Source organism: Ornithinibacillus caprae (assembly GCF_009728145.1).
GTDB lineage: Bacteria > Bacillota > Bacilli > Bacillales > Amphibacillaceae > Ornithinibacillus > Ornithinibacillus caprae.
On the sequence record NZ_WOCA01000005.1, the window covers coordinates 170,945 to 193,915 of the forward strand.

Annotated in this window: 21 protein-coding genes; 9 read left to right on the forward strand and 12 right to left on the reverse strand. The window is 36.4% G+C overall.

Annotated features, from left to right (window positions below; all coding sequences use genetic code 11):
• Window positions 1–27: 27 nt before the first annotated feature.
• From GMD78_RS08800 to GMD78_RS08825, 6 genes are all read right to left on the reverse strand, one after another.
• Complete coding sequence (locus GMD78_RS08800; RefSeq protein ID WP_155668454.1) at window positions 28–2,241, reverse strand: transglutaminaseTgpA domain-containing protein; 2,214 nt, start codon at window positions 2,239–2,241, stop codon at window positions 28–30.
• Entirely contained in the window at window positions 2,238–3,506 is a 1,269-nt protein-coding gene (locus GMD78_RS08805; protein ID WP_155668455.1) for a DUF58 domain-containing protein, read from the reverse strand. The genes GMD78_RS08800 and GMD78_RS08805 overlap by 4 nt, the downstream gene beginning before the upstream one ends.
• Complete coding sequence (locus tag GMD78_RS08810; RefSeq protein ID WP_155668456.1) at window positions 3,506–4,468, reverse strand: AAA family ATPase; 963 nt, start codon at window positions 4,466–4,468, stop codon at window positions 3,506–3,508. Before GMD78_RS08810 ends, GMD78_RS08805 begins: the two co-directional genes overlap by 1 nt.
• A 246-nt stretch (window positions 4,469–4,714) precedes the next feature.
• On the reverse strand, window positions 4,715–6,244 hold the full coding sequence (locus tag GMD78_RS08815; protein ID WP_155668457.1) for an AbgT family transporter: 1,530 nt from the start codon (window positions 6,242–6,244) through the stop codon (window positions 4,715–4,717).
• A gap of 212 nt (window positions 6,245–6,456) precedes the next feature.
• Window positions 6,457–6,924, reverse strand: a complete 468-nt coding sequence (locus tag GMD78_RS08820) for a hypothetical protein (protein ID WP_155668458.1) — start codon at window positions 6,922–6,924, stop codon at window positions 6,457–6,459.
• Between the two features lie 108 nt (window positions 6,925–7,032).
• The gene (locus GMD78_RS08825; RefSeq protein WP_155668459.1) at window positions 7,033–8,547 is read right to left on the reverse strand and encodes an amidase; all 1,515 of its coding nucleotides are present in this window, start codon (window positions 8,545–8,547) and stop codon (window positions 7,033–7,035) included.
• A gap of 163 nt (window positions 8,548–8,710) precedes the next feature.
• On the opposite strand from GMD78_RS08825, the gene GMD78_RS08830 reads away from it, so the two are divergent.
• From GMD78_RS08830 to GMD78_RS08865, 8 genes are all read left to right on the forward strand, one after another.
• On the forward strand, window positions 8,711–9,718 hold the full coding sequence (locus GMD78_RS08830; protein ID WP_155668460.1) for a DUF3231 family protein: 1,008 nt from the start codon (window positions 8,711–8,713) through the stop codon (window positions 9,716–9,718).
• Between the two features lie 138 nt (window positions 9,719–9,856).
• A complete protein-coding gene (locus tag GMD78_RS08835; RefSeq protein WP_155668523.1) occupies window positions 9,857–10,357 on the forward strand; it encodes a hypothetical protein in 501 nt (166 codons plus the stop codon).
• A gap of 342 nt (window positions 10,358–10,699) precedes the next feature.
• On the forward strand, window positions 10,700–11,689 hold the full coding sequence (locus tag GMD78_RS08840; RefSeq protein ID WP_155668461.1) for an ABC transporter ATP-binding protein: 990 nt from the start codon (window positions 10,700–10,702) through the stop codon (window positions 11,687–11,689).
• Window positions 11,686–12,693, forward strand: coding sequence for an ABC transporter ATP-binding protein (locus GMD78_RS08845; RefSeq protein ID WP_155668462.1), 1,008 nt, complete (start codon window positions 11,686–11,688; stop codon window positions 12,691–12,693). The genes GMD78_RS08840 and GMD78_RS08845 overlap by 4 nt, the downstream gene beginning before the upstream one ends.
• Before the next feature lie 118 nt (window positions 12,694–12,811).
• Window positions 12,812–14,632 carry a peptide-binding protein gene (locus tag GMD78_RS08850; protein WP_343042210.1) on the forward strand — a complete coding sequence of 607 codons (1,821 nt, stop codon included), beginning with the start codon at window positions 12,812–12,814 and terminating at the stop codon, window positions 14,630–14,632.
• Between the two features lie 171 nt (window positions 14,633–14,803).
• Entirely contained in the window at window positions 14,804–15,769 is a 966-nt protein-coding gene (locus tag GMD78_RS08855) for an ABC transporter permease (RefSeq protein WP_155668463.1), read from the forward strand.
• An 11-nt stretch (window positions 15,770–15,780) separates the two neighbouring features.
• Window positions 15,781–16,674, forward strand: coding sequence for an oligopeptide ABC transporter permease (gene opp4C, locus GMD78_RS08860; RefSeq protein WP_425495050.1), 894 nt, complete (start codon window positions 15,781–15,783; stop codon window positions 16,672–16,674).
• A gap of 273 nt (window positions 16,675–16,947) precedes the next feature.
• Window positions 16,948–17,157 carry a hypothetical protein gene (locus tag GMD78_RS08865; RefSeq protein ID WP_155668465.1) on the forward strand — a complete coding sequence of 70 codons (210 nt, stop codon included), beginning with the start codon at window positions 16,948–16,950 and terminating at the stop codon, window positions 17,155–17,157.
• Window positions 17,158–17,609: 452 nt separating this feature from the next.
• Here the strand turns inward: GMD78_RS08865 and GMD78_RS08870 are convergent, their stop codons facing one another.
• The 3 genes from GMD78_RS08870 to GMD78_RS08880 all read right to left on the reverse strand — a co-directional run bounded on the left by GMD78_RS08870 (window position 17,610) and on the right by GMD78_RS08880 (window position 18,701).
• Window positions 17,610–17,873: a holin gene (locus GMD78_RS08870; RefSeq protein WP_155668466.1), complete on the reverse strand. Its 264-nt coding sequence runs from the start codon at window positions 17,871–17,873 to the stop codon at window positions 17,610–17,612.
• Window positions 17,874–18,072: 199 nt separating this feature from the next.
• A complete protein-coding gene (locus GMD78_RS08875) occupies window positions 18,073–18,228 on the reverse strand; it encodes a hypothetical protein (RefSeq protein WP_155668467.1) in 156 nt (51 codons plus the stop codon).
• 98 nt (window positions 18,229–18,326) lie between these two features.
• Complete coding sequence (locus GMD78_RS08880; RefSeq protein WP_155668468.1) at window positions 18,327–18,701, reverse strand: Na-translocating system protein MpsC family protein; 375 nt, start codon at window positions 18,699–18,701, stop codon at window positions 18,327–18,329.
• Window positions 18,702–19,124: 423 nt separating this feature from the next.
• Here GMD78_RS08880 and GMD78_RS08885 point away from each other — a divergent pair, with 423 nt between their 5' ends.
• Window positions 19,125–19,349, forward strand: coding sequence for a hypothetical protein (locus tag GMD78_RS08885; RefSeq protein ID WP_155668469.1), 225 nt, complete (start codon window positions 19,125–19,127; stop codon window positions 19,347–19,349).
• Window positions 19,350–19,537: 188 nt separating this feature from the next.
• Here GMD78_RS08885 and GMD78_RS08890 read toward each other — a convergent pair whose 3' ends face one another.
• The 3 genes from GMD78_RS08890 to GMD78_RS08900 all read right to left on the reverse strand — a co-directional run bounded on the left by GMD78_RS08890 (window position 19,538) and on the right by GMD78_RS08900 (window position 22,949).
• Entirely contained in the window at window positions 19,538–20,044 is a 507-nt protein-coding gene (locus GMD78_RS08890; protein WP_343042212.1) for a CBO0543 family protein, read from the reverse strand.
• Between the two features lie 115 nt (window positions 20,045–20,159).
• The gene (locus tag GMD78_RS08895) at window positions 20,160–20,999 is read right to left on the reverse strand and encodes a hypothetical protein (protein WP_155668471.1); all 840 of its coding nucleotides are present in this window, start codon (window positions 20,997–20,999) and stop codon (window positions 20,160–20,162) included.
• Between the two features lie 204 nt (window positions 21,000–21,203).
• Complete coding sequence (locus GMD78_RS08900) at window positions 21,204–22,949, reverse strand: methyl-accepting chemotaxis protein (protein ID WP_155668472.1); 1,746 nt, start codon at window positions 22,947–22,949, stop codon at window positions 21,204–21,206.
• Window positions 22,950–22,971: the final 22 nt, after the last annotated feature.

Sequence of the window (22,971 nt, forward strand, 5' to 3'; positions counted from 1 at the left end):
TTATTTTACTAGGCAAATCTAGCATGGTCAACCCAAAATCTTGTTGATTAAATTTTTCCATAAATCTTTAATTTCTGTAACTGCTACCGTACCTTGATCATTCTTATAGAGAATTTTTTCATATTCACTAGTTAGACGTCCCATGGAATCCGTGCTATACCAAGTATCAATTCGTTTAGCATATTCACGTAACGTTTGATCAGGATCCTTTGCAAAACCTTGATGCTTTAGTACCTTTAACACAAAGTGGTATGCATCTTGATATGTTTGTGCATCCTGATTTTTATATAACCTTCTTTCTAAAAGATAGGTTTGCAAGCGATACCTTTTAATATAGACAAAAGCAATTATTCCTATTACAACAATCGCGATAATCGTTAGTTGCCACCAACTTAAAATAAATCCTTTATTACTATCTTCATCTGAATCTCCTGGATTCATTGCTTCGACTGCTTCGTCCTCTTCTTCTGGCATTAACGGATCTGGTTCTTCAGAATCGTTATCGATTTCAGTTGAAGGTGCATCTAATACATCATCTTCAGTATCAGATTCTGTATCCAAATAAAAATCTGCCGGGTTGGAAAAACCTTGCGTTGGTTCAAATGGAACCCATCCTACTTCAGGAAAATATACTTCTACCCATGAATGGGCATTGGAGTTTGTCACCTCATACACATTATAAGAGGTATCCCCACCTACATAATCTGATATTTGTTCTCCACTAGTAAATCCTTTAACCCAACGAGTAGGGATATCAAGGGTACGTAAAAGTACCACCATGGAACTCGAGTAATTATCACAATATCCTACTTGGGAATCGAATAAAAATTGGTCTACGTAATCTCCTCTAGGTACAGGAACATCACTAGTTTGATAGACAAATCCATTTCTTCCAAAATAACCTTCAATCGCTTTAACCTTATCGTATTGATTCTCATAATTAGCGGTAATTTCCTCTGCTAACTCCCCGATCCGTTCAGGCAAGGAGTCAGGTAATTGTGTGTACTGCTCAAGTAGTTCTGGGTCCATTTCCAAATCCTCTTTCATTTTATCTAAAGGAAATGAAGGATAATCATATAAAATAGTATAGTCGGTAAGTGCCTTATCACTATTATTATATTGAGTACGGATTTCACCACTATTGTCATTTAACAAGAAATTAACCGGCTCATTTGCTTCTACTTTTGTCGTACCGTATGGATATACAAGCTTAGAAATGTTCGTGTTCTCTTGAAAATCAAGAATTGTTTCTAGTCGTTCCGTCTCAACAGATTCTCCGTAAGGCTCCAACGCAATATCTCCATTAACCTGTTCAGATAAAACTGGTTCTTCATCAGAGCTTACCCAACCTTTACCGGTATACACATCCTTGGATTCAATTCTCCAATAATGTTCTTTTTTCGTTGCTGCTTGAAAGACTGGGGTATAATCCTGTACAAAAGATCCGCCAAGTCGCGAATCATCTTCTCCATAACCGACCTTTTGAATCGACCCACCTCCAGAGCCGCCTGAACCACCCGCAGCACTTTGAATGAATGGTACAGGGTCTGGCCATTGCGGTTCAAACTTAGGTCCAGCATAACCAACTGCAGTAGAAAATAATACAATTAATACCAGAGGAGCAATCCAAACAGGATTTTTTCTTGCCCATGAAAATGTTATTCGTTCTACTTGTATTTCTTTGAAAAAATTAGCCATACCCAATCCTATAAATGCCATAGCAAATGTACGAATTATTGATAGGCTAGCATCATATAACGTAAACGTGTCTAAAACAGATAAATAAACAAAGGTAAGAACAACAAAAACAAAAATACGTTTCATTTGAATAAACCAATAATGAATTAAATAACTCATTAACCAAATGATAATTAAAAACAATATACTCCGGAACATCCCTGTTAAATCATTCCATTCCTGAGAGAACAGAGCCTGCATATTAATACTAATCTCCCAAAATAGCTGTTCAAACCACAGTTTATTAAATAAGCCATATTCAGAGAATAAACCATTAATAATAAATAATAGCCCAAACCCTTTCAGTAAAAAGGAAACCCACCAGTTAACTTGAAGTACAGTAATAATAAAGCAAAAAATCGTATAAATGACAAACACTATGATATTTGTAGTATCCGTTACTTGTTCAACCGGATAAAGCCATTCCAAGAAAAGGAATAAACCAAGTATATATAGAATCGAGGTATAAATGATAGGTATGTTATTTTTGTTAGCACGATTCATAGCCCATTCACCCCAATTGGATTATTCACAAGTTCTTTTTCGGTTAATATATTGATCCCTACTCCCTCTTGGTCCAATTGTTTGAGCATGCGCTGATCTTGCTCTGTAATTCTATTTTTTGATTGGATATAGATTAGAGAAAGCCTTTTTTTACGGACATTTATTTGTTGTAATGTTTCTTTCAATTGTTCGTCCATTCTTGTAGTAATTACAATAATAAAGTATTCATTAGCTATTTTAAGCATTTCTTCTTTTAATTTTATCGAAAACGACTGAGTTTTAGTTGGATAAAGACGGGTTAAATGCTTACGAATCCATTCCTTCTTCGTTGGGTCATGTTGAACAGGAAAAGACGTGATTTCCTGACCAATGGACAGAAAACCAACCTGAGAGGCTTGTTTTCTTATCGTTTCTATTAGAGACATGCCGATTTCCACAGATGCTTCAAACGCTAATGGGTTTAAGCTTTCATAGAAGCACGAATCTAAAATGATCAGTGTATCCGTACTTTTTTCTTGTTCAAACTCTTTTGTCATAACATCATTCTTCTTTGCTGTTTGTTTCCAGTCAATCCACGAGAAACGATCTCCTGGCATATATTCTCTAATACCCGAAGCCACATTTGTATTTTTTAAATTCATTGTATATGAGGAAATAGAGCCTTGCTCATAGCTACTAATCTTATCTTTTAACATAACTGGTCTTTCATCTGGATAAGCAACCAGTTCTGTTGATATCGGAAAATAATGTTCCTTTTTAATCATTCCAAATACATCCCCTGTACGAATTCGCACAGCTTGGAGCTGGTGTTCTCCACGAGGGATCTGGTCGATCGTATAGGTTAATCTAATATTTCTTTTAAACCAAGGAAAGGTTATCTTTTTAATGCTACGATTGGCATGCAATTTATTCGGTTGCTCTAGATAATTATATTTCTCATAGCGGTTATCGATTTTATTTAAAGAACCAGGAAAAACTTCCTCACAAATACAATAATATAATGGAAATGGAATTTTGCGATCAATTTCAATGGTTACAGAAACTTGATCCCCCGCACGTACCACATGCTGAGATAGATGTCTAGTAACCTCCCAATTTTTAATAGGATAAAATAATAGTCCTATATGATAGAGAAAGATCGGTAGAAAACTATAGAATAAAAACCAACTGGTAAAACCACCTTGAAACATTGCAAATGAAAAAAGGATCGCAAATAAGGTAAATATAAAGATAATTTTACCAATAAAGCGCACTGTTTCTTTCATTAACGAAATTCCTTTCGAATAGGCACAAAGGTGTTTTTCACAATTGCATCGATCAATTCACGACTAGTTTTCCCATCATATTTTGCTTCCGAATTTAATATCACTCTGTGAGAAAGCACATACGGTGCTAGATACTTGACGTCGTCTGGTAGCACGTAATCACGGCCTTTTATGAAAGCATATGATTTTGCAGCCTTCATCAAGGCAATCGATCCACGAGGACTAACTCCTAGAAAAATAGATTCATGATTTCTAGTCTCTCTTACTAGATTAACAATATACTGCTGTACATTTTTATCAATATACACTTCTTTTACATCTTGCTGAACCGAAATCAACTCATCTTTAGTCATGACCGGTTCTATTGTCTCAATGGGATGTTCCTTTGATGTACGTTCTAGCATAACCAATTCTTCATCCATCGAAGGATACCCCATATTCAGCTTTAAAATAAAACGGTCTAACTGCGCCTCTGGTAATGGATAAGTCCCTTCATATTCAATAGGATTTTGTGTCGCCATAACAAAAAATGGTTGTTGAAGTTTAATCGTCTTACCGTCAACGGTAACACTATGTTCTTCCATCCCTTCAAGGAGTGATGATTGTGTTTTTGGAGAAGTTCGATTGATTTCATCTGCTAGTACGATATTCCCTAAAATTGGTCCACCTCGAAATTCGAATTCAAGCTCTTTAGGGTTATAAATGGAGATTCCTGTTACATCTGATGGTAGTAAGTCTGGGGTGAATTGAATCCGCTTAAAATCACAGTCAAGCGACTTTGCTAAGGTACGGACGAGCATCGTTTTACCAACTCCAGGAACATCTTCTAGGAGTACATGTCCTTCCGCTAGTAAAGCAACTAAACTCAGTGTAGCAACCTCTTCTTTTCCGATCATTACTTTATTAATATTTGAAATTACTTTTTCAACATTTTCATTGTATACTGCAATATCCTGTACCATTTTTTCGCTCCTTAAATTGTTCTATTTATACATTTACTATACTAAAAACCTACTATGAAGTAAAAGCATACATAATATACATTATTTTCAGACTAATAATCTTGTATACCTATTCCAATTAAATTATAGAATAAATATCGTTATATTCCAATGGAATCATTTGTTAGGAATATTTACTTATTCAAAATTAAATAACGCTTATATAGCAAAAAATGCACTACCTACGAAAGGTAATGCATTTCTTGATTAATTATTGTATAGGATTGGTCCAGCAGGTCCTAAATCAACACCGAACAACATCCATACAATTAACATGATTGTCCAGGTGATTAAGAAGAACATTGCATATGGGAACATCGTAGAAACTAATGTACCAATCCCCATCTTCTTATCATACTTCTGAGCAAATGCAATAATAATCGCAAAGTATGTCATTAGTGGTGAAATAATATTTGTTGATGAATCTGCAATACGATAAGCCATTTGCGTTAATTCAGGTGCATATCCCATTTGCATCATGATCGGAACAAATACCGGTGCCATCATAGCCCATTTAGCAGACGCACTACCAATAAAGATATTGATAAATGCTGCAATGATAATAAATAAGATAACTAATGGTATACCTTCTAAATTAACATTTTGTAAAAACTCCGCTCCATAAACTCCAAGAACTAATCCTAGGTTAGATTCATTGAAGTATGCAACGAATTGACCCGCAGTAAATGCTAAGACAATAAACATCCCCATTGATGCCATCGTATCTGTCATTTGTGCTGCAACATCTTTATCATCCTTTATAGCCTTCGTTACTTTTCCGTAAACTAAACCAGGAATAAAGAATAGAATTGCGATAATTGGAACAAGTGAACTCATAAATGGTGATTGAATGATTGCACCATCTTCTCCCCGCATTGGAGCATTTTCAGGTAAAATTAGTAATGCAGTTAAAACTATTGCAACAATTATAGAAATACCAGCCCATTTTAGACCTTTTTTCTCTATATCAGTTAGTTTTTCTAGTTTTTCACGGTACTCACCTTTGTATTCACCAAGACGTGGTTCTACTACTTTTTCTGTTACCCATGTACCAACTAGAGTAAGTACGAATGTAGATATAATAATAAAGTAGTAATTCATTGCGATATTCATAGTTTCTGCGTATGTCGGGTTCACAATAGCAGCCGCGGCAATTGTTAATTCACCTAATAATGCATCTGTACCAGACAAGAGTAAGTTTGCACTAAATCCTCCAGATACACCAGCAAACGCTGCAGCTAAACCAGCTAATGGATGTCTACCAACTGCTGCAAATAATAATGCACCTAGTGGTGGTAAAACAACATACCCAGCATCTGAAGCAACACTTGACATGATCCCAGCAAATACAAGACCAAGTGTAATAAAACGTTTTGGTACACTTAGTACAAAACCACGTAGTAGTGCACTAATAAGACCTGATCTTTCTGCTAAACCAATACCAAGCATTGTCAATAGCACAACTCCAAGCGGTGCGAATCCGATGAAGTTTTCCGTCATACTACCGAAGATATATTGTATCCCCTCGGCATTGAGGAGGTTTTTGACCTCAACCATTTCTCCTGGTTTACCAGGGTGTTCGACACTGATACCAAAGGAAGAAACAACTGCTGATAACACCAACACTAATAATGCTAATATTGCGAATAATGTTACAGGGTGTGGTAGTTTATTCCCTACATATTCCACAACGTCTAAAAAACGTTGAAAGAATCCTTTTTTCTTCTGATTATCCATATCGTATTATGCCCCTTCCTTCTTTGTAGAATAGAATAATCAATGATAATATTCTGAAAATAACACTTAAAAATAGTGCAATGTTTATTATATACATGATGACTAATAATTTAAACAGGAAACCAATAAGTAAAAATAGTGAATGTTTTCATAAGATTGAACCGAGATGGAAAATTTTATATTGGGATTTTTTTATGAAGTTTTAGTTTGTTTTAGTTCTCTGCCTGTTCGATGTTTTTGCTTTTGTGTCCGATGTTTTTGCTTTTGTGTCCGATGTTCCCTCTCTCGTGTCCGATGTTCCTCCTCTCGTGTCCGATGTTCACTCTCTCGTGTCCGATGTTTCCGCTCTCGTGTCCGATGTTTCCTCTCTCGTGTCCGATGTTTCCTCTCTTGTGTCCGATGTTTCCGCTCTCGTGTCCGATGTTTCCGCTCTCGTGTCCGATGTTCCTCCTCTCGTGTCCGATGTTCACTCTCTCGTGTCCGATGTTTCCTCTCTTGTGTCCGATGTTTCCGCTCTCGTGTCCGATGTTCCTGCTCCTGTGTCCGATGTTCCCTCTCTTGTGTCCGATGTTCGCTCGCTTGTGTCCGATGTTCCCGCTCTCGTGTCCGATGTTCCCGCTCTCGTGTCCGATGTTCCCTCTCTCGTGTCCGATGTTCCCACTCCCATGTCCGATACACACACTCCAGCGCCCTTTGCCCCGCTCCTCTATCCAGCAAACTCCATTCCCCGAACAATAACCCAAACATCAAAACCCACCATACAATCTTGTACGGTGGGACAATCATAGTTATTTATTAACTTTTACACGATCGAAGAATGGATTTCCGTTCATTCCCACCCATATGTCTGATTTCTCAACTTGATAGGCTAGCTGTAACAAACGATGTTCTTCTCCTTTAGAAGCCATCACTTGAACCCCTAGTGGGAGTCCCTCTTCAGATAAATGGATAGGCAACGACATGGCAGGTTGACCAGTTAGATTTGCAAGTTGGGTAAAAGGTGTGTACGTTAAACTAGGTAAAAACATGTCATAAATTAATTCTTGTTGATCCTGTTTATCTAATTGGTCTATTGCCTCACGAAGCTTGTCCTGCTCCATGCTTGAATGAGTTAACTCTCCTACCTTTGGAGCGGTAAATGCTGTTGTAGGTGTGATATAAAAATCAAATGTTTCATGAAGCATTGCCATTTGCGCAGCAGCAACATCCCATGAAGATAGACTAGCTGAGAATTCTGCTGCTGTAACTGACTTTCCAGCAACATTTAGCAACCATGTTTCTATTTCTACATCATCGGGTGTAATCGCTCTTCCTAATCCCCTCTCTAATTGTTGAACTAAGGAAGCAATTTCACCACTATTCATCAGGTAATAATTACGCATTAATTGAACACCATCAACACCGTTATCCATTTCTTCCACATGATGTCCTTGTTCTTCTAACCATTTAACCATCGTATGGACAGCATGCTTTGCGTCTTCTGATACCGGTGTTCCAACTGGTGACTCTGTCGTAAACGCTATCCGTAGTGGGCGTTTGAATGGTTGATCCAATGTTTGTTTATAACCGTCAAGATATAATGGCACTTGGAATGCCGCTTCTGGTTGTATGATTTGTAGTAAATCAAGCATTGCTGCGCTATCTCGTACACTACGGCTAAGAACAAAATCAATGGAAGCACCTTGCCACTGACGACCAACACCAGGTCCAACAGGGGTCCGACCCCTTGTCGGTTTTAATCCAAATAATCCACTAAAGGATGCGGGAATACGTATCGATCCTCCACCATCACTAGCCCCTGCAATAGGTACAATTCCTGCAGCAATAGCTGCTGCTGAGCCTCCACTTGATCCACCTGGTGAATATTCTAAGTTCCATGGGTTTCGCGATGGACCGTATAACTCAGGCTCGGTTATATTTTTCAAGCCGAACTCTGGTGTATTCGTATGCCCTAAAAATAAGAATCCCGCTTGTTTGATCCTATGTACTAAATTGGAATTTTGCTTGGAAATATTAGTTGTTAATAACTTTGAACCTGATGTTAGAGACTCTCCTTGCAAGGCTTGCGATATATTTTTCAGTAACATCGGTACCCCTGCAAACGGAGCAATATTGTCTGAACTCTTAGCAACCTCCCGCAATACCTGGTCTTTTCTATCCTTTACTACAGCATTTAAAGAAGGATTCAATTTTTCCAATTGTTCCAAGCTAATCTCTACTAATTCAGCTGGTGAAACTTCTCTATTTTTAATTAATCGAGCCATATCTGTAGCGTCTAATGATACATACGTTTGTACATCCATACATGTTCACCTCTACTCTTTTTTCAATACCTATATTATAGCATTCCTAATAAGCTTCCCCCAATATCAGTGCCTTTCCATCTCCTGTGAAAAGATTTTTGCATAAGTATTACAAAAAAATGACAACCTATCTAATAAGCATCGTCTGAAAGGAGAAGAAAAATTGAAGCAACATATACCTCTAACTGCATCAGAGCTTACCTATCTGTGGACTTCCTATATGAATGCAAGTCTTACAAAGGCCGTTTCCTCCTATTTTATTGAAAAGGTTCATGATGACGAAATAAAACCTATTATTCAAGAAATACTAAATATGTCCTATGAAGCTCTGGATAAGTTAACTAATTTATTCCAAAGTGATCATCATCCTGTACCGAAAGGGTTTACAAGAGAAGACGTAAATCCAGATGCCCCAAAGCTTTTCACAGATGGGTTCATGCTGGAATACGTCTTAAATGAATGTGCATTAGGTATGAATTATGCATCCATGTCATTAGACAGTTGTACCAGAGAAGATGTATATACATATTACTCTAATTTACATTCAAACTTTAATAAACTTCATAAAAAGGCACTAGATGTTTCCTTATCAAAAGGTACGTATGTACGTCCCCCTATTATACCAACACCAAACGATGTGGATTTTGTTAAAAAGCAAACCTTTTTGACAGGATGGTTTGGGGAGCGCAGACCATTGGTTGCCCCTGAAATATCAAGTTTATATGCAAATATTAAACGGAATGCATTGGGAGCTTCTCTCCTGACGGGCTTTAGTCAAGTTGCTTCATCAAAAGAAGTAAGATCATTTTTATTACGCGGTATCGATATCGCTAAAAAGCATATCACTATATTTAGTGACATATTGAAAGAGAGTGATGTTCCTGTACCTATGGGGTCTGATACGATGGTAACGACCTCTTCCGATATCTCTCCATTCTCAGATAAGTTAATCATGTATCATACAAACGGCATGATTGTTCAAGGAATAGGCTTCTATGGTTATAGTATATCCGTGAATATTAGAAGAGATATTGTCTCCCATTATTCACGATTAATGGGAGAAGTGGCATTATTTTGTGAAGATGGTACGAACATTATGATTAAAAATGAATGGTTGGAAGAACCGCCACAAATGGTAGATCGTGATGCACTATCAAAAACAAAGAAATGAAGGGAATAGATAAAATGTCAAATCATCGTTTTATTCATTATGTAACATCCCTATTACGAAGATATGATTTATACGTAAAGAGTAGATTTCATTCCCTGACTGTTTCTAAAATAGGCAATGCAGAATAGGTTTGAAAATATGGATACAAATATCGATAACAAAAGTAAAAAATTAGAGGCTGTACTGTGGAGCATCGCCCTACCAGGATTTGCTCAATTACTAAATAAAAGTTATATTAAAGGAATTTTATTTGTAGGATTAGAAATCATAATCAACGTAATGGGAAATTTCAATACAATTATAGTTTTGAGCTTCAATGGACAAATTCAAGAAGCGATTGAACAAACCAACTACTTGTGGTTAATGTTTTACCCGTGTTTATACTTTTTCTCTATATGGGATGCCTATAAAGATGCTGGAGGAGGAAAAGAACCTTTTTCATATTTACCATTAGCTTTTTCGGCCTATTTTGTAACAGTAGGTTTAATTTTTTCACCTAGATTTACAATTTTTGGATATTTAATCGGACCAATGTGGCTTCCAATCTTATTCTTACCTGTTGGACTTACTATTGGATGGATAATCAGAAGGATATTAATGAAAATAAATGAAGATAATATAGATGAAGCCCCAAGTTAGTTTTTCTTGTGATAATTTCGAGATGAACTTGAGGGCTTTTTTGGCAGTATAAACTTTCCTATCCTGCATACTTGCTTTAAGGCATTCATCAAAAAGGCTTGGCGAATGCCAGGTTTAATAATAGCTAAGGATTTCCTTACATAACATATGTGCAAGATTTTCATAAAAAAAAAGCTTGATGAAACCTAGTTTTTGTGAATTTCTACCTACCCACAAATTTTTTTAATGAATATTAGAAAACTACTTGTCATAGTATATTACGAAAATAGGTACTTTTACATATTCACAAAACTCATATTTTTTTAAATTGAAAATTTTTAACATTCTGAATGAGGTGTATGTATGAGCAATGATCCCGTATTAGATGTCGAACAATTAAAGACATATTTTTATCTTGATGAGGAAAGAGTCGCTAAAGCAGTTGATGATATTTCTTTTTCTATTTATCCAGGGGAAACTGTAGCTTTAGTCGGAGAATCTGGGAGTGGGAAAAGTATAACCGCCCTTTCTATTATGCAATTAATTAATAAGCCTGGAAAAATCGTGGGTGGTTCTATCTCTATTGCTAGTGAAGAAATTCTTACACTATCTAGTAAGCAAATGGAAAAAATTCGCGGAAATGATATTGCTATGATTTTCCAAGAACCAATGACCGCATTAAATCCTGTCTTCACGATAGGTAATCAAATTAGTGAGATTTTAAGGAAACACAAAAAACTTTCAAACAAGGCAGCACAAGAAAAAGCTATTAATCTATTAAAAACTGTTGGAATCTCACGTGCAGAAGAAATTGTTAATGAATACCCTCATCAGCTTTCTGGTGGAATGCGTCAACGAGTAATGATTGCAATGGCCATTTCATGTGATCCCAAGCTATTGATTGCCGATGAACCAACGACAGCTCTCGATGTAACGATACAAGCACAAATTCTAGATTTAATGGCAGATATGAAAGAAAAATTCCATATGGCACTACTACTTATCACACATGATTTAGGAGTCGTCTCAGAATATGCTGATCGTGTCATGGTCATGTATGGCGGACAAATTGTAGAAGAAGCACCTACTAGTAAGCTATTGGAATTGACCAAACATCCATATTCACAGGGATTGCTGGAAAGTTTACCAAAGCTAGAAGAAGATGTTGATCGTCTAGGTACCATTAAGGGGACTGTACCCCCTGCTTATGATTTCCCAAGTGGTTGTCGTTTCTCAAGTCGTTGTCCATTTGTAATGGAAAAATGTAAGCAATCAAGCACAGATCTAAAAAAAATAGATCAAGATCACTTTGTTCGTTGTTACCTTTACGAGAATGGGGGATCAGAAGAATGACAAACTTACAAACGATTACATCATATTCAGGTTCAGATGACATACTCCTAGACGTACAAAATATTAAAAAATACTTTCCAATTAAAGGAGGTGTCCTAAAACGAACAATTGGACATTTGAAGGCAGTGGACGATGTTTCCTTCACTGTTAAAAAAGGAGAAACCCTTGGAATCGTTGGAGAGTCTGGATCTGGTAAGTCCACCCTTGGCCGCGTTATTTTAAACTTACTCGACCCAACAGAAGGAAAAATCTATTTTAATGGCCAAGAAATATCGCAGCTAAAACGCAAACAGGTTCGGCCACTAAGAAAAGATATGCAAATTGTATTTCAGGATCCATTTGCATCATTAAATTCCAAGATGAGTGTAGCGGAACTCGTGGAAGAACCATTGCTTGTTCAAACTTCTTTATCGAAGTCACAACGAAAAGAAAGAGCAATAGAAATTATTGAGAAAGTTGGATTACGAGCAGACGACCGTCTAAAGTATCCGCATGAGTTTTCTGGCGGACAAAGGCAACGGATTAGTATTGCAAGAGCTCTAATTATGAATCCACAATTTGTTATTTGTGATGAACCTGTGTCTGCATTAGATGTGTCAATTCAGGCCCAGGTACTTAATTTAATGAAGGATCTTCAGGATGACCTGGGACTTACTTACTTATTTATTGCCCATGATTTAGGGGTGGTTAAACATATTAGTGATCGAGTTGCTGTAATGTATCTTGGAAAAATTGCTGAAATAGCACCTAAAAAAGAATTATATGAGAACCCACTTCACCCGTATACACAAGGACTACTATCTTCCATACCTGTTATTGATAAAAGCAAAAAACAACGAGAAAAAATTAAAATAACTGGGGATTTGCCGAGTCCAGCTAATCCTCCTTCCGGTTGTGTATTTCGTACGAGGTGCCCAAAAGCACATGACCGTTGTGCCGTAGAACAACCATTGTTTACAAAAAAAGCTGACGGACATTATGTCGCTTGTCATTTATATACATGATTAACATTTAAAGCAACGGTTACGGTTTGTGCTTCTATGCTCATTTAGGAGGTGATGTATCTACCTAACATACCTTTTTCTTTAACTGAACGACCAAAAATTAAAAGGGGGAGATACGGTGTTTAAGCAAAAGTATAGTTTGGTTCTTCTTGCGTTGCTATTACTATTCGGCATTGTGCTAGCTGCATGTAGCAGTGACAATGAAGATGCTGAAGAAGATCCAGGAACTCAGGAAGAAGAAGAGGAAACAGAAGGTACGGAAGAAGAGGAAGATGAAGAGGAAAAAACGGAAGGTCCTCAGGTTGGTGGAACGATAACAGGAGCCATGTATTCCGCTCCAGCAGGAATGTTTAACCCAATTTTTTATGAAGAAGCATATGAGGCTAATATTTTATCCTTTACACATGAAAGTCTTGTAGGACAAAATGAAAGCCTTGAATTTATTCCAGGTTTAGCTAAAGAGTGGGAAACAAATGATGATCAAACAGAACTTACTCTATACCTAGAGGAAGGTGTCAAGTGGCATGATGGTGAAGAATTTACAGCACATGATGTTGTGTTCACCTACAAATCAATTGCAGATCCTGACTACGTTGCTGCAGGTGGAATTAGAACATCTTACGTGACACCATTATTGGGATATGAAGAATTTAACTCTGGTGAAACGGACGAATTTCAAGGGGTAGTCGCGGAAGATGATTATACAGTTACCTTCAAGTTCGCAGAGCCAAATATTAACCCTCTATATTACGCAAGTTTTACCATCATACCTGAGCATGTTTTTGCTGATATTCCTGTTGCTGACATGCCAGAAGCTCCTGAATCTCGTGATGCAGGTGCTGTTATTGGAACAGGACCATTCAAATTCACCGAAATGGTTGAACGTGAACAGTATGTTCTAGAACGACATGATGATTACTGGCAAGGTGCAGCCTATCTAGATAAAATTGTTTGGAAAGTTGTGGCTCAATCTGTCATGACGGGATTACTTGAATCGGGTGAATTAGACTTCATTGCAGATCCAAATGGAATTCCACCAGCTGATTACGAAACGGTCGAAGGCTTTGGCAATATTGAAATCATTGAACAACCTGACTTTGGCTATCAGCTTTTAGGATTCAAACATAACCACCGCACAGCAGAGGATGTTGAAGCCGGTGCAATTGAGCCTGATAACTGGGTACCAAATGAAAAGCTAGCTAATCCTGAAGTACGACAAGCAATAGCTTATGCCATTAACCGAGAGGGTTTAATTGATGGGCTGTTGTATGGACGTGGTGCAATAATAAATTCACCTATTGCGATGCAGTTCTGGGCATATGATGAAAGTGCAACAACAAATTATACGTATGACCCAGATCAAGCCGCTTCTATCCTTGATGACTTAGGCTATGTAGATGTTGACGGAGACGGCTTCCGTGAAGACCCAAATGGTGAGGAATGGGTATTAAACATGGATTACCCTACTGGTAATGAGATTCGTGAACGTTCTGCACCACTTATTGAACAAATGCTTGAAGAGGTAGGAATTGAAATAAACCTACGTCAACCAAAAGAAATGTCCGCATACGTGGAAGACTTAACAAATGATAACAGTGATTGGGATTTATACCTACTAGGTTGGAACCTTGGAAGTGCTGACCCTGACCCATTAGGTTTATGGGGTATCAAAGACGCTTATAACTTCTCTAGATGGAACAATCCTGAGTCGGATGAGTTATTGAATAATGCTTTAAAAGCACCTGAAGCATTCGAACAGGAATACCGTCAAGAGGTTTACGCTGAATGGCAAGCATTATTCTCTGAAGACTTACCAGCATTACTTCTTTACGCACAAAATAGTCTTTGGGCATATAATAATCGCCTCCATGGAATTGAGCCACTTCCTTATTCCATGTACGATAACCCTCACCTATGGTGGGTAGATGATGCAGAATAAGGTGAAACTTCATTCAGTGGGGGGTTTCTTCATCCCCCACTTATCCTTCTTCACTTCAACGTCTTGAAGTGGGGGTCTTACTGCCCGTTACATGCGGGATAAAAGGAATTAAAATTCAAGTAGAGGGTATGCTTAACCGCATACTCTCCTCCTTCATAACGGAGGTATAATATGTACAAATATATCATTAGAAGAATACTAGTATTTATTCCAATGTTAATCATGTTATCTATTATTGTTTTTGCCTTGGCAAAAGCAGCTCCTGGAGACCCCTTCACAGGAAAAATTCTGGATCCAGAAGTTGATCCGGCAGTTTTTGAACAACAAAGAGAAGCTCTTGGCTTAAATGATCCCCTCCCAGTTCAATATGTTAATTGGGCTAGTAAAATTGCAACTGGTAATTTTGGAGAATCTATGTATTATAAAGGTCGGTCAGTACAAAGCTTGATTAAAGAGAGAATTGTGAACACACTTTACCTAGGTTTATTTGCATTAGCAATTACATTAATCGTAGCTATCCCAATTGGAATATACTCAGCAAGAAATCCATATTCCATTTTAGACTATAGTGCAACCACGTTTGGATTTTTAGGATTAGCGATTCCCAACTTTTTCTTTGGACTGATAGCAATCTATTTCCTTGCAATTAAACTCGGGTGGTTCCCTGCACAAGGAACCATAACTAGTACAGATGTTTCAGGTTGGACTGAAGTTTGGGATCGAGTTCACCATATGGTTCTACCTGGAATTACATTGGGACTAGCAGGAACCGCCACTTACATGCGCTATATGCGCTCAGAAGTATTAGATGTACTCGGCAGTGATTATATACGGACAGCAAAAGCAAAGGGGATGAGTGAAAGAAACGTATTGTACAAGCATACCCTTCGTAATGCAATTATCCCGATTATTACATTAATGGGATTTGAATTCGGCGCATTATTAAGTGGTGCCATTATTACGGAACAGGTCTTTAGTTATCCTGGGCTAGGTACTTTATTTATTAATTCCATTACGAATCGAGATTATCCAGTTATTATGGCAATTACACTATTATTAGGTGTTACGATTCTTATTGGAAATTTATTAGCTGATATTTTCTACAGTATTGTAGATCCGAGGATCCGCTATGATTGAGGTGATATATGATGCAAGCAATTAAAAAGCAGTCCACTAATAAACGGAAGCATAAAAGCCCTTTTCAACTTGCTCTGCGGCGTTTTTTGAAAAATAAACTAGCTATTGGTGGAATAATTATCTTAGTTATTATCCTCCTTGCTGCCATATTTGCACCTTTATTAACAGAGCATGATCCAACATATGGGGATCTACTAAAAATTGAAAAGCCACCATCAGAGGAACATATTTTAGGTACAGATAGTTCCGGTAGAGATAATTTTGCTCGTCTCTTATATGGTGCAAGAATATCCTTAACGGTAGGATTTAGTGCTATGCTATTTACACTCATCATAGGAGTAATTACAGGTGCTATTGCTGGTTACTATGGAGGAAAAATTGATAGTATCATAATGCGTCTAGCTGATTTGGTTTTAGCAATACCATTTTTAGTATTAGCATTAACTATTATAGCCATTCTACAAGAAGTAACCGTTATGATTTTTGTTACGGTCATTGCCATTACCACATGGCCAACATTAACAAGGATTGTTCGGGGTACTTTCTTATCCTTAAGGGAGCAAGAGTTTGTATTAGGTGCACGAGCCATTGGATCTAGTGATTTTAGAGTCATCTTTAAGCATTTTATTCCAAATGCCATAGGTCCAATTATTGTTAACGCAACACTTATGATGGCATCCATGATTATCATTGAATCTGGCTTAAGCTTTATCGGTATGGGAATTCCACAGCCTACGCCAACGTGGGGAAATATGATATCCGAAGCACAGAATATACGAATTTTAAAAGACCATCCTGAAGCATGGATCCCACCTGGATTAGGAATTTTAATTACCGTATTAGCGATCAACTTTATCGGTGATGGATTACGAGATGCATTTGATCCGAAAAGCAATCGAAGATAGTATAAAGATAAAGCGGTTATTTCTTTCTATCGTATAGTACGATGGGTGGAGATAGCCTTTTTTTGTGCATGGATTGATTTTTGATTTGGGAGTTGGTGGGTGGATTGAGGGTTGATTATTTTATTGGAAGGGCGATTCTTTTGGATGAAGGCTGATTCCCCGATAACTATATATTCTTTCATAAGCTGACACTTCCGAACACAGCTTTATCCCGTTCCTTTTTTAGGATAGTTCTCTCCCCCCTGGTTACACTAAAAGTCGGAGGTGGATAACATGAGTGATAAAAATGATAAAACACCAAAAAATATTAAGGTAGAACTTGGTGGAATGGGTTTGTATGGCACTACTAGTAACCAAGAGATTGCAGGTTATAAAGCTACTGGTGATATTGAGAACGCAGGACAGCTTGATAAAGGTTTCCAAAAGGAAGAAGGAAGTTCTGGGGCTGAACCTACATTTGAAGATCATTCACAACGCGACTAACAGTTAATAAAAAACTGCTTTCAAATAGCAGTTTTTTATTATGCTATTGATTTGACTAGTTATCCCGATGCCATTGTCCGATGTTTCCATTCCCGTGACCGATGGTTGAAAGTTTTTGTCCGATAATTACACGCTCACGTCTGATGTTTTTACTCCAAAGTCCGATAGTCCCGCTCTCGTGACCGATATTTCCACGTTTGTGTCCGATGTTACTAGGCTCGTGTCCGATAGTTCACACTCTCCTTCTGTCCACCTAATTCAATGCCGAGAAAATAGCAACCCAAAGAGTCTCCCAAATGACCGAAGACTCTTTTTTTCGTTACGCTTCACAAACCTAGGATGAAATTAGCTTAACAACAGTACACCAAATTTAAATCAACCAGCACCTTATAAAAACCTGTACTCGATCATATTTTGGTCTTCCAAACTAATGCAAGATTTTCCTTACAAGGCTACTTTTCTTTTGTAAAACCATTCCGCTTCTTCACTAATTCAAATAGACCGGTTCCAGATAATCCAGCATAACCACCAGCCCACAAACGTAAAATTAGGTCCATATCAGTAAAGGGATATGCTAGGCCTCCTATTATTAATCCAACTCCCAAACTAATAGCTGGAATAACGTTTTTAGGTAAACAAAATGCCCTTTTGATTACTTCTACCACTGCTGTAATAGTAGGCATTAATATAGTAGCAAACATCAAAACTTGCTCCATATTATTCACCTCCTTTAGTACAACTTATGATGGGATTTTAAAATAAGGAAAGGCAAAATGATTACATCAGAAAATAGAAATAAGGTTATCTTCGTTTTAAAAATACCTTAGTTGTACTTATGCAAGGTAGAAAGGTTTTATACTACCTTAAAACATACTTTTAAAAACGACTTACTTGATCGTAGTCGTTCTCATTACTTTATTGAAAAATATTAGGGCTAATTATTTGCAAGATGCTTAACAAATCCTCTTTAATCAGCTTCTTTATTTCCTCATCTTCACATCTATTATATTCATCTAGTAGATTCGTCATTTCTTTCATAAATAGGAACAACTCATCTTGTTCGATAACCATGAAAGTCTCCTTTACATAGGAAAGTTGATTAATCTTGTTTGATTATTAGGGTTGTTAGTCGTTACCCCCAATAACCCTTTAATTATAGAAGATCTCCCTTAGGATAATTTCTTTTGCAAATTACCCGATAGTCGAAATACCATAATCCGTTCACCAGTTTTTGTGCTAATATCCGTGTGAAAACTTATTACATCCTCACCAGTCAACTCCTCGATCAGCTGGTATAATTCTTCTACACCTGACTCAACTAAATCTGACCGAATTCTTTTCACTGATAGTAATCCTTCTTTTGCATCGCAAAGCTTATACTCTGCAGGCGTTAAAATACCACTTAAAGAAACAACTAACATATCTCTTAAGATATCCGTCTTAACAGATACAGAACCACGGCCTAAGAAATCTTTCTCCCATTGTGTTAAAGCTTTACTAATATCAGCTTCTAATGAGCCTTTTGTAATTCTCTTTTTTTCCATTTATCCTTCCTCCTTAGAAAAACGTGGTTAAACCACATTTTTAGATTAAATACCTGAGTCACATCTATATAGAATAGGAAATTTACTCCCTACATTTTCAAACAAAAAGGCAGTATATTTCATTTTTCCAACACAAAAATGAAATATACTGCCTTATTATAATTTTAACTTCAACTTGTATCGTATCCATACTTTTTCAAACAATCCATTATGAAATAAACTGTCTGCTAAAGTAAATTTAGGCTAGAAGCTACCATTACTAATCATACGGAGTATTTTAAAATATTTTATCTTTAGTTATTGTACTTGTCAACTTTTGGGAGTTCCTAGCTAACAACGTACAAGGGAAAAATTGGAATAAATGAATACTATCTTTCTAGAGAACTCTATAAATAGAATTAATTAACTATAGGAGTAAAACATATGAGAAATTTAAAACATGAACAAGCTATTGAATTATTGACCAATTTGCTAGGTGAGAATGTTGAAGAGGAATTTGCGGAACAGGTTAAAAATGCGGGAGAACATGGTAATCCAAGCTTTATAATTAGTAATCAAGAGGGAAATACTGTTGAAGTAATGGTCGATTGGTTGAAAGAAGCAGACGAGTTAGTCTACACCATTAATGAAGATTATGCGTCAGAATAGCATTCTACAAATTTAATCAAACGTTTGATTGATCGACAAATGATTCGGTAATGTCTTATTATTCATGATTTTATCACGTTCAGATAATTAAAACGTGAAGATAAAAAAGTAGTCTCTCAAAAAGTTTGATAAACGCATGAGAGACTATTTTTTTATAACATACGTAATAAACGATAATAGGAAAAATTCTACTTCAAATCACCAATTTTCACATCAAAAATAGTAAGCAGAGAAATTATAACTATAATTGATATTAACCAAGCTGTTAACGGTCGTTTCTGATGAATAGGTAAAATTAAAAAAATAACACCCGTAAGAAAAACAGACCACCACATATTCCAGCCATTATGATATGTAATAAAACCTAATTTACTATTAACATATTCAATTAATAAATATAATCCTGACCATAGTAAAAACCAAAAAGAACGTTTTTTCCAACCTTTTGGAAATCTGCCTAAGTATATAAATACTGTAACAGAATAGGAAACAATCATTGCTAAAATTGTAATTGTTGTATGGTTAGGCAATATGAGATCATGGAATAACCACATAGACTTTTTATAAAGAAGAAAATTATATAATAAATCTCCAATAATGAAGAAAAGAATTGTTGGATAATACTTTCTCCAGTTCCTCCAATCCCCCCATATATAACCTGCTATCAAATATAAAGTATTTATAACAATATACACCGTATCATTCCTTTTAGGTAATAATTACTATAGTTTTATACAAACAGACATTTATATTCGTTACCAAGTTTTTTCTTAAGCACCCCTACTTTTTATGGAACCCACCTTCTACTTTTTAAACATCACCTTGCAATTTAGAAATAAAAGAATATGCATATTGGGTCCACAGGAGTAAAAGAGTTGCCAGTACGAGATAAACGGCTGTATAAATCCAAAATGGTATTTCAACCACGAGTACACCTAAGTAATACAGTGGTACATCAATTGCGTAAACTAAAATCGGTGCAAGCAAACGCCAACGAAACTTTTGGAAGCGTATAATCGCTACAGCAAAAAATAACCCTTTTATCAACCCCATGAATGTTGATATAAACATGTTATCACGATAAATATTTTCAAAAAAACCAACTTCATAATGACGAATTTCAACTACAGACATGATGTACATTACAGTACCAGCACCACCCCATCCTTGCATCCACAATGATAGAAAACGCGACCATTTAGTTCCTAACTGAAGAGCGCGCATCCAGAATTTACTTAGTAAAAAGAAAAACAATATGGAAATAAACGTATATTCCTTCCTCCACCAGTTTGCATGATAAATATTTAGCCATTCAAATAAACATTCTATACCTACTAACGTTGCTGCAAAAAGTACGAGCCAACGTAACCGAAGCTGGTACACCGCGGCAACTACACCTAATACAGGAATAACAAATAAATTAGAGACAATTGTCCCTAGAATGTGATCATAATATTGTACGGAGAGCACTTCAGGAAAATAATAGTAGCTATTGCCAATGACCATGACAAAAAACTCTGCTATATATACCATTCCAGAAAAACTCAATAATAGTACAGTTAAACCAATTTGACGTTTTTGAACAATCATTATCGACAATATTGTTATGCTAACAATAGTAAGAATTAAATAAGGGACATAATTAGGCATTAGTTAGGCTTCCTTTTTTCATTAGCATATCCAATAAGCCTTATATGATATTCACACAAAACCATTTCACTTCATTTATCAAGCGCTCTATCAGCAATAAAAAGACACAACAAGCAGATAAATTCCGCATGTTGTGCCCTCTTTCGCGTAAAGCTGTCTATTGTCTCCTGTAAGAACCTATAGCTAATATATAATCAAATTAAATTATGCTTTGAATTTAGTAACCATTGCTTGCAATTCTTGTGCAAGGTGATTCAACTCATCAGCAGCGTCGGATAATTGATTAACGGATTCAACCTGTTCTGAAGTACTTGCTTCAATTTCTAATGCAAATTCAGAGTTATTACCTGCAACAACCGTTAATTCCTTAACAGATGAAGATGCTTCTTCGGTTCCAGCAGAAATTTCTTGAGAAGCAGCAGAGATTTCTTCAATTTTACTTGTGACTTGAGCTGTAAATATTTTAATTTTCTCAAATAGCTCACCAGATGTATGTGCAAATTCCGTTCCTTTTTGTGCTTCATTTGTTCCAATCTCCATCGCTGAAACTGCATTACTTGTTTCCATTTGAATTTCATCAATAATTTTAGAGATTTTTTCCGTTGACTCGCTCGATTCCTCCGCTAATTTTCTAACCTCCTGAGCAACAACAGCGAATCCTTTTCCATGTTCACCAGCCCGCGCTGCTTCAATTGCTGCGTTTAAAGCTAGTAAATTGGTTTGCTCCGAAATGCCTGTTATAACTTCTAGAATACTACTAATCTCATTTGAACGTTCCTGTAAAGAAGTTACTACTTCACTTGATTGTTTAACCGTTTTATTAATTGTATCCATTTGTGATATTACATTACGGATAGCCGATAAACCATCATGTGAAACAGACTCCATATCCTTTGCAACACCAGAGATTTCCTGTGAAGAAGTAGCTACTCCTTCTATTTCAGTTGCCATCTGTTCAATTGCTTTGGAAGACTCCATAATAGAAGCCTCTTGTGTTTGAATTCCAGTTGTCATTTGTTTAATATTATCACTTACTTGGATAGAAGTTTCTTTCGATTGATCTGTTACTTTTTTTACAAGGTCTGACGACTGAAGAACTGTAGTAGAAGTCTCCCCTATTTTACTAATCATATTTTTCAACTCTTGGGCCATATAGTTAAAGGCTTCATTCATCTTTCCTAGATCATCGTCTCTAGTTGGTAAATGAATATCCAAATTTCCCTTTCTCATTTCGTCGATACCTGAACTCAAATGTTTTAAAGGCTGCGCATTTTTACGAATAGAAATAATCTTAATAATCGCAAACACAATGATTAACGGAATTAGAATACTTAAAGAATTAATTAAAAATCTATTGGTTCCTTCTTTAACCATACTAGCATCTACGTCTACCCCAAAATAAGCATAAAGTTCACCAGAGCTATTTGTAATTGGATAAAGAACGGTAATCCATGTTCCAAAATCATCCTCATATATCTTAGAGGTTGTAATTTCCTCCGATTCCAAAAGCTCATGAATACCATCAATCATGACATTTGGTTGTTCATATAGATCACCAAGGTGTATATCATATTCTTGTAATGCTTCAATCATATGTGTAGGTGTAGAAATGATCACAGATTTATTTCCATCCTGTAGCTCGGTACCTAGAACATAACCTTGCGCTACCAATGGATTATTTGCTGAAATGGAATCAAAAAATGATATTAATTCTTTTTGTACTGGTCCATTTGGATTTGAATTTTCTACTCCCTTTTCTATTAATTCCTGGTCAAGTTGCTCTCCCCATTGATTAGCAATGTCGATTGCTTGTTTTTCCATTTCTTCTTCTAAAACATCTTTTTGAATCTTTATACTACTAGCAATTAAGGCCACTCCTACTAAAAGCATTAGAGAAGTAGATATAATAATTATTTTTGTTGTAAATGATAGTTTTCTAAATTTATTCATTTTATTGTTACTCCTATTCTCT